Origin of the sequence: Nonomuraea lactucae (assembly GCF_003313395.1) — a bacterium.
In the GTDB taxonomy this organism is placed as follows: domain Bacteria; phylum Actinomycetota; class Actinomycetes; order Streptosporangiales; family Streptosporangiaceae; genus Nonomuraea; species Nonomuraea lactucae.
Genome location: NZ_QNFZ01000881.1, coordinates 1 through 6,955 on the forward strand (window position 1 = coordinate 1; position 6,955 = coordinate 6,955).

A 6,955-nucleotide genomic window follows, 5' to 3' on the forward strand; every position below is an offset into this window, starting at 1 on the left:
TGACGCAGCGCGCCGGGGCGCGCCTGAGGCCCCGCACCGGGGCGGCGACGCGAACGGGCCCGCTCCTGAGGAGCGGGCCCGGGCCGGTGGGTCAGTGGCGGGTGGGGGCCAGGCCGAGTTGGAGGCCCTTGATGCTGGACGCGCGCTTGCTCAGCGTGGTCGCGATCGAGCGGAGCTCCGCCGCCGCCGGGGAGTCGGGCTCGGTCAGGACGAGGGGCTTGCCCTCGTCGGCGCCCTCGCGCAGCCGCAGGTCGATCGGGATCTGCCCGAGCAGCGGCACCCGGGCGCCGAGTGTGCGGGTGAGCGCGTCGGCGACCGTCTGGCCGCCGCCCTCGCCGAAGACCGAGATGCGCTCGTCGCAGTGCGGGCAGGGGAGCCAGGCCATGTTCTCGATGACGCCGGCGATCTGCTGGTGGGTCTGGGCGGCGATGGAGCCCGCCCGCTCGGCCACCTCGGCCGAGGCCATCTGCGGCGTGGTGACGACGAGGATCTCGGCCGACGGCAGGCGCTGGGCCACCGAGATGGCGATGTCGCCGGTGCCCGGGGGCAGGTCGAGCAGCAGGATGTCGAGGTCGCCCCAGTAGACGTCGGCGAGGAACTGGTGGAGGGCGCGGTCGAGCATGGGCCCCCGCCAGACCACCGGGGTGTTGCCCTCGGGCTTGAACATGCCGACCGAGATGACCTTGATGTCATGCGCCACCGGCGGCATGATCATGTCCTCGACCTTGGTCGGCCGCTCGGAGGCGCCGAGCATGCGGGGGACGCTGTGGCCGTAGATGTCGGCGTCGACGATGCCGACCTTGAGGCCGTTCGAGGCCATGGCGGCGGCCAGGTTGACTGTGACGGACGACTTGCCCACGCCGCCCTTGCCGCTGGCCACCGCGAAGACGCGGGTCAGCGAGCCCGGCTGGTTGAACGGGATCTCCTTCTCCGGGCCCCGGTTGCCGCGGAGCTTGGTCTGGAGCTCCTTGCGCTGCTGGGTGCTCATGACGTCGAGCTCCAGCTCGACGCTCGCGACACCGTCGATCCTGGAGACCGCGGCGACGACGTCGCGGCGGATGGTGTCCTTCATCGGGCAGCCGGCCACCGTGAGGTAGACGCCTACGCGCACCGCGCCGCCGGGCGCGATGTCGACGCTCTTGACCATGCCGAGATCGGTGATCGGGCGGCGGATCTCGGGGTCGATGACGGTGGCCAGGGCGGCCGTCACCTGTTCCTGGGTTGGTGCCATCGAAGTCTCGGCACGAAGGGAGTGCCGTCCCTCCTTAGTCGTATATGTCTGACCCGTATGTCCGGCCCGTATGTCTGGCCCGGCTGTCTGTGATCCGGCGCTGCACGCTCCAGCGAGGATGCCCCTCCATGGTAGGAACCAGGGGCACGGCGAGGTTAATCCGTGCTTTTAGGTGTCCGTGCAACGTTCTAAGGTTACTCCGTGACTCTTCTGCGTGACGAGGGGCTGACCATCGAGGAGCTGGCGGTCTGGCGGATGCTGCAGAGGGTCCAGGTGCGGATCACCCGCCACCTCGAGTCCGAGCTCCTCGTCGTCCACGACCTGCCGCTCGCCTCCTACGACGTGCTCACGCAGCTCGCCGAGGCGCCGGGACGGCGGCTCCGGATGAACGACCTGGCCGAACGGGTGCTGCTGTCCCGCAGCGGCCTGACGAGGCTGATAGACCGGCTGCAGCGCGACGGGCTGGTGGCGCGCGAGGCGTGCGAGAGCGACGCGCGGGGCCTGTTCGCGGTGCTGACGGACGCGGGAGCCGAGCGGCTCGCGGACGCGACGCCGATCTACCTGCACGGTGTCAGGTCCCACTTCCTCGACCGGCTGGAGCCGGGTGAGATCGGTCACATCCGCGCGATGCTGGCGAGGCTGGCCGATCACGACGCCGCCGACTCCGCCGACGCCGCCGACGCCACTGACGCCGCTGGAATCAGCGGCGCTACTGGCGCTCCCTAATCTCTTCCACCACCCGCTGGAGCTCCGAGCGCAGGTAGTCGCGGGTGACCACCTCGCTGAGCGCCATCCGGAGGCCGGCGATCTCGCGGGTCAGATACTCGATCTCCGCCTCGTGGCGTTCGGCCCGCTCTCGGTCCTGCTCGTACTGGACGCGGTCCCGGTCGGCCTGCCTGTTCTGGGCGAGCAGGATGAGCGGCGCCGCGTACGAGGCCTGCAGCGACAGTATGAGGGTGAGGAAGATGAACGGGTAGGGGTCGAAGACCAGCTCGTCGGGGGCGAACGCGTTCGAGACCACCCAGACCACGACGAACACGGTCATGTAGACGATGAACCGGGCGGTGCCGATGAACCTGGCGATCCGCTCCGAGAGGCGGCCGAACGCCTCGCGGTCGTAGTGGGGGCGCAGCGTGGCGCGGCGCAGGTCGCGCGGCTGGTCGAGGCGTTCGGTGGTCACTGGTGCGCCCTCTCGCGCCAGTCGTCCGGCAGCATGTGGTCGAGGACGTCGTCGACGGTGACCGCGCCGACGAGCCTGCCCAGCTCGTCGACGACCGGGGCGGCCACCAGGTTGTAGCTGGCCAGGTAGAACGCCACCTCGGGAAGCGTGAAGTCCGGCCTGATCGGGTCGATCGACGGATCCAGCACGGCGCCGAGCAGCGTCGAGGGCGGGTCGCGCAGCAGGCGCTGGAAGTGGGTGACGCCCAGGTAGGCGCCGGTGGGGGTCTCGGTGGGCGGCCGGGTCACGTACACCTGGGCCGCGACGGAGGGCGTGAGGTCCTTGTGCCGGATGTGCGCGAGCGCCTCGGCGACCGTGGCGCTCGGCGGGAGGATCACCGGCTCGCTGGTCATCATGCCGCCGGCCGTGTCCTGCGGGTAGGTGAGCAGCCGGCGAACGGGCGCCGCCTCCCGCGGCTCCATCAGGGAGAGCAGCCGGGCGGCCTGGTCCTCCGGCAGGTCGTGCAGCAGGTCGGCGGCGTCGTCGGGGCCCATCTCCTCCAGGACGTCGGCGGCGCGCTCGGGTTCGAGGGTGCCGAGGATGCCGATCTGGTCGCCCGGTGGCAGCTCCTCGAGCACGTCGGCGAGCCGGTCGTCGTCGAGGGCGCGGGCGATCTCGACGCGCCGCTTGCCGGGCAGCTCGTGCAGGGCGCTGGCCATGTCGGCGGCGCGCATCGACTCGAACGCGGCGATCAGTCCCGCCGCTCCCTGGTCCTTCTGCAACACGTCGAACCCCGACACCTCGCTCCAGTCGGCGATCCGGGGGTCGCGCCGGCGCCTGCCCCGGTAGGCGGCCACCTTGGTGATCTCCCAGACCGACGGCTTGGTCTCCTCCATCGCCACGTCGTAGACGGTCATCGGCTCGCCGTCGATGGTCACGGAGAGGTCGAGCATCTCGCCGATGACCAGCGTCTCGCTGGCCCGCTTCTCGAACCGGCGCATGTTGAGCCGGCCCGTGAACACCACCGCGCCCGCTTCGATGCCGCGTACCCGGGTAACGGGCAGGAACACGCGGCGGCGCGGCTGCACCTCGACCACCATGCCGTGCACGCTGGGCGGCCGGTTGCCGCGCAGGCCGGCCACCACGTCCCGGATGCGGCCGATCTGGTCGCCCGCGGGATCGAAGACCGAGGTCCCGGCCAGGCGGGCCACGAAGATCTTCACAGTCAGCAGGCTAACAGCCATGAGGCATTGCGCCTGGTACGCCCCCCGTGTCAGTATCAAACTTAGCAAACGGTAATTACGTCGGATGGTGCAGTTCATGAGACACGCGGGACTCGCGATCGCCTTCGTCTCCGCATGGTGCTTCGCGTTCTCCGGCCCCATGGCCAAGTACCTCATCGCCGCCGGGCTCGCCCCGATCGAGGCGGTGTGGGCGCGCATGGCGGGTGCGGGGCTCCTCCTCCTGGCCGTGCTGGCCGTGGTGAAGCCGGGAGCGTTGCGGATCCCGCGCTCCCGGCTGCCGTTCTTCGGGGTGTACGCGGTCGTGGCGGTGGCCGGGGTGCAGTCGCTCTACTTCGTGGCGATCACCCGGCTGCCGGTGGGGATCGCGCTGCTGCTGGAGTTCATGGCGCCGGTGATGGTGGTCGTCTGGGTGCGGTTCGTGCGGAAGGTACGGCTGGCGCGGGCGGCCTTCGTCGGCGCCGTGGTCGCCGTGCTGGGGCTCGGCATCGTCGTGGAGGCGTGGCAGGGGCTCCGCCTGGACGCGCTGGGCCTGCTGCTGGGCCTGGCCGCCGGGGCGTGCTGTGCCGGATATTTCCTGATGAGCGATAGCTTCGGGGACGATGTCGACCCGCTCGGCCTCATCGCCTGGGGCATGCTCGGGGCGGCCACGGTGCTCGTCCCGTTCGCCCGGCCGTGGGACATCCCGTGGGAGGCGTTCACCGTCTCGGCCACGCCGCAGGGCGGGTTCACGCTGCCCGTGCTGGCGGCGTACCTGTGGATGGTGCTGGTCGCGACCGTGACGGCGTACATCCTGGGCGTCACCGCGGTGCGGCGCCTGTCGGCGGCGGTGGGCGCGACGGTGGCGTCACTGGAGGTCATCGGCGGCGCGGTGGTGGCCTGGGCGCTGGTGGGGGAGACGCTGGGCGTGTTCCAGATCGTCGGCGGCCTGCTGGTGCTCACCGGCGCGCTGCTGGCCCAGACCGCCTCGGCCAAGCCCGCGGCCCCGGTGCCGGACGGCCCCGAACCTGTGCGCGGCGAACCTGCGCGCGGCGCACCCTTGCGTGGCGAACCTGCGCGCGGTGGACCTGTGCGCGGCGAACCTGCGCGCGGTGGACCTGTGCGCGGTGGACCTGTGCGCGGCGTCGCCGAGCCCGATCTGGTCAGGGCTCCCGGGGCGTGAGCCGTATCACGGTGGACTGACGGGCCCAGCGCTCCGTGAGGTGCTCGCTGTCGGGGGCGTTGAGGCGCTCCTTCGCGAGGACGGCGACCGCCTCGGGCTCGGCCGCCTGATCGACCACCCGCACCTCCGCCTCGAACTCCACCAGCCGGGCGCCGTTGTCCTTGCTGCGCAGGATGACGTGGACCGTGCCGAGCGCGTCGAGGCCCGGCAGGTGCTGCTCGCCGCCTCCGGTCACCAGGTAGACGGCACCGTCGTGCCAGGCGTGCCAGGCCAGGCGGGGGCGGTCGAGGGTGAGCCAGAGGACGCCCGACTTCTTGGCGCCCTCCTCGATGGCCGCGCGTGTGTCGCTCACGGATCGACTGTAACCGCCCGAGGGGCCGGGCGCCCTACGACGCCCGGCCCGGGGAGTCACCGCGACGGGCGGGCGAGCTTCCAGGCGAGCGGGAGCACGCCGGCCGCCACCGCGATCTTGATGGCGTCGCCCAGCAGGAACTTGCCCGCGCCCTCCACCAGTGCCGTGCCGAGGTCGAGCTTCGTGACGGCGATGAGCACCGGCAGCCCGAAGGCGTAGATGACGAGGTTGCCCAACGCCATGATGCCGACCGTGCTGAGCACCTTGCGGTCCTTGCCCAGCTCGGCCAGCTTGCCGACGATCGCCGCCGCGGCGATGAAGCCGAGCAGGTATCCGAACGACGCGCCGCCGAAGCCGGCGGAGCCGCCCGCGAACCACGGCACGCCCGCGATGCCGGCGACCAGGTAGAGGAGCATGCTGGCCGCGGCCCGGTTCATGCCCAGGGCGGCGCCCGTCAGCAGGACGGCGAAGGTCTGGCCCGTCACGGGAACCGGCCAGGTGGGGAAGGTGAGCTGCGCGGCCAGGCCGGTCAGGCCCGCGCCTGCGATCACGAGGGCGACGTCCCGGACCCGGCTTCCCGGCAGCAGGTCGGACAGTACGGCCGGATGGATCGACACGGGGGTGGATGCCATCAGTTCTCCACTTCCTTTGCTAGCTGTTGCCCCCAATTGTTGACGTATCTGGTGTTTCGAGCAGTACGCCGGGTGTGCCAAGAACAACGGGCCAGGTTTGTATGGGCGCCATAGAAGGGCCCGCATGGAAGGGCCGCGCTGCCGCGCTGTGGGACGAGCCGTTACGGTGTGCGCATGCGCTCACGTCGTTCGGTTCTCGCGGTGCCCGGCAGCAACCCCCGCTTCCTGGAGAAGGCCCAGACGCTGCCGGTCGACGAGGTCTTCCTCGACCTTGAGGACTCCGTCGCGCCCCTGGCCAAGGAGGACGCGCGCAAGAACGTGGTGACCGCGCTGCGCGAGGGCGACTGGACGGGCAAGACCCGCGTGGTCCGGGTCAACGACCTTTCGACGCAGTGGACGTACCGCGACGTGATCGAGGTCGTGGAGGGCGCCGGTGACCGCCTCGACTGCCTGATGCTGCCCAAGGTGCAGGACAGGACCGAGATCGTCTGGCTCGACACGCTGCTCACCCAGATCGAGAAGACCATGGGCTTCGAGGTCGGCCGCATCGGCATCGAGGCGCAGATCGAGAACGCCCGCGGCCTGGTCAACGTCGACGCCATCGCCGGGGCTTCCCGGCGGCTGGAGGCGCTGGTGTTCGGGCCGGCGGACTTCATGGCGTCCATCAACATGCGGACGATGGTGGTGGGGGAGCAGCCCCCCGGCTACACCGAGGGCGACGCCTACCACTACATCCTCATGCGGCTGCTCATGGCCGCCAGGATGCACGACCTGCAGGTCATCGACGGGCCGTACCTGCAGATCAAGGACGTGGAGGGCTACGTGCGGGTGGCCCGGCGGGCCGCCGCGCTCGGCTTCGACGGCAAGTGGGTGCTCCACCCGGCGCAGGTCGACGCGGCCAACGAGGTGTTCTCCCCCAGCCAGGAGGACTACGACCACGCCGAGCTCATTCTTGAGGCGTACGAGCACTACACCACTGTCGAGAGGCGCGGCGCGGTCATGCTGGGGGACGAGATGATCGACGAGGCCTCCCGCAAGATGGCGCTCGTCGTCGCGGCCAAGGGGCGGGCGGCCGGGCTGAAGCGCACCTCGGCGTTCAGCCCGGAGGGTTAGTCTTCGGTCTGCCTGACGGCAGGCCCGTTCTGGGCTGAAAATCGGGGTGGTTGCCCGCCGACGTC

The 6,955-nt window shown here is 70.9% G+C and carries 8 protein-coding genes; 3 read left to right on the forward strand and 5 right to left on the reverse strand.

What is annotated here, in order from left to right:
• Nucleotides 1-91 precede the first annotated feature (91 nt).
• Nucleotides 92-1,231 (reverse strand): Mrp/NBP35 family ATP-binding protein, encoded by a 1,140-nt coding sequence (locus DQW85_RS30410; RefSeq protein WP_113703252.1) that lies wholly within the window; start codon nt 1,229-1,231, stop codon nt 92-94.
• A gap of 201 nt (nt 1,232-1,432) precedes the next feature.
• On the opposite strand from DQW85_RS30410, the gene DQW85_RS30415 reads away from it, so the two are divergent.
• Nucleotides 1,433-1,957, forward strand: coding sequence for a MarR family winged helix-turn-helix transcriptional regulator (locus DQW85_RS30415; protein WP_113703253.1), 525 nt, complete (start codon nt 1,433-1,435; stop codon nt 1,955-1,957).
• Here the strand turns inward: DQW85_RS30415 and DQW85_RS30420 are convergent.
• Together DQW85_RS30420 and DQW85_RS30425 are read right to left on the reverse strand one after the other, a co-directional pair.
• Nucleotides 1,941-2,411, reverse strand: a complete 471-nt coding sequence (locus tag DQW85_RS30420) for a DUF1003 domain-containing protein (RefSeq protein WP_113703254.1) — start codon at nt 2,409-2,411, stop codon at nt 1,941-1,943. The genes DQW85_RS30415 and DQW85_RS30420 overlap by 17 nt on opposite strands.
• Entirely contained in the window at nt 2,408-3,613 is a 1,206-nt protein-coding gene (locus DQW85_RS30425; protein ID WP_420819197.1) for a magnesium transporter MgtE N-terminal domain-containing protein, read from the reverse strand. Before DQW85_RS30425 ends, DQW85_RS30420 begins: the two co-directional genes overlap by 4 nt.
• A 97-nt stretch (nt 3,614-3,710) precedes the next feature.
• Between DQW85_RS30425 and DQW85_RS30430 the strand changes: the two genes are divergently transcribed.
• Nucleotides 3,711-4,793: an EamA family transporter gene (locus tag DQW85_RS30430; RefSeq protein WP_113703259.1), complete on the forward strand. Its 1,083-nt coding sequence runs from the start codon at nt 3,711-3,713 to the stop codon at nt 4,791-4,793.
• Here the strand turns inward: DQW85_RS30430 and DQW85_RS30435 are convergent.
• A complete protein-coding gene (locus DQW85_RS30435; RefSeq protein WP_113703256.1) occupies nt 4,774-5,145 on the reverse strand; it encodes a hypothetical protein in 372 nt (123 codons plus the stop codon). The two genes, DQW85_RS30430 and DQW85_RS30435, sit on opposite strands and share 20 nt — an antisense overlap.
• Nucleotides 5,146-5,201: 56 nt before the next feature.
• Nucleotides 5,202-5,777: a biotin transporter BioY gene (locus tag DQW85_RS30440; protein ID WP_113703257.1), complete on the reverse strand. Its 576-nt coding sequence runs from the start codon at nt 5,775-5,777 to the stop codon at nt 5,202-5,204.
• Between the two features lie 174 nt (nt 5,778-5,951).
• Between DQW85_RS30440 and DQW85_RS30445 the strand changes: the two genes are divergently transcribed.
• Nucleotides 5,952-6,890: an HpcH/HpaI aldolase/citrate lyase family protein gene (locus DQW85_RS30445; RefSeq protein WP_113703258.1), complete on the forward strand. Its 939-nt coding sequence runs from the start codon at nt 5,952-5,954 to the stop codon at nt 6,888-6,890.
• Nucleotides 6,891-6,955 lie beyond the last annotated feature (65 nt).

Excerpts from the sequence above, each read along its gene's own strand:
- DQW85_RS30410 (WP_113703252.1), bottom strand. The coding sequence starts at position 1,231 with ATGGCACCAACCCAGGAACAGGTGACGGCCGCCCTGGCCACCGTCATC.
- DQW85_RS30440 (WP_113703257.1), bottom strand. The coding sequence starts at position 5,777 with ATGGCATCCACCCCCGTGTCGATCCATCCGGCCGTACTGTCCGACCTG.
- DQW85_RS30430 (WP_113703259.1), top strand. The coding sequence starts at position 3,711 with ATGAGACACGCGGGACTCGCGATCGCCTTCGTCTCCGCATGGTGCTTC.
- DQW85_RS30445 (WP_113703258.1), top strand. The coding sequence starts at position 5,952 with ATGCGCTCACGTCGTTCGGTTCTCGCGGTGCCCGGCAGCAACCCCCGC.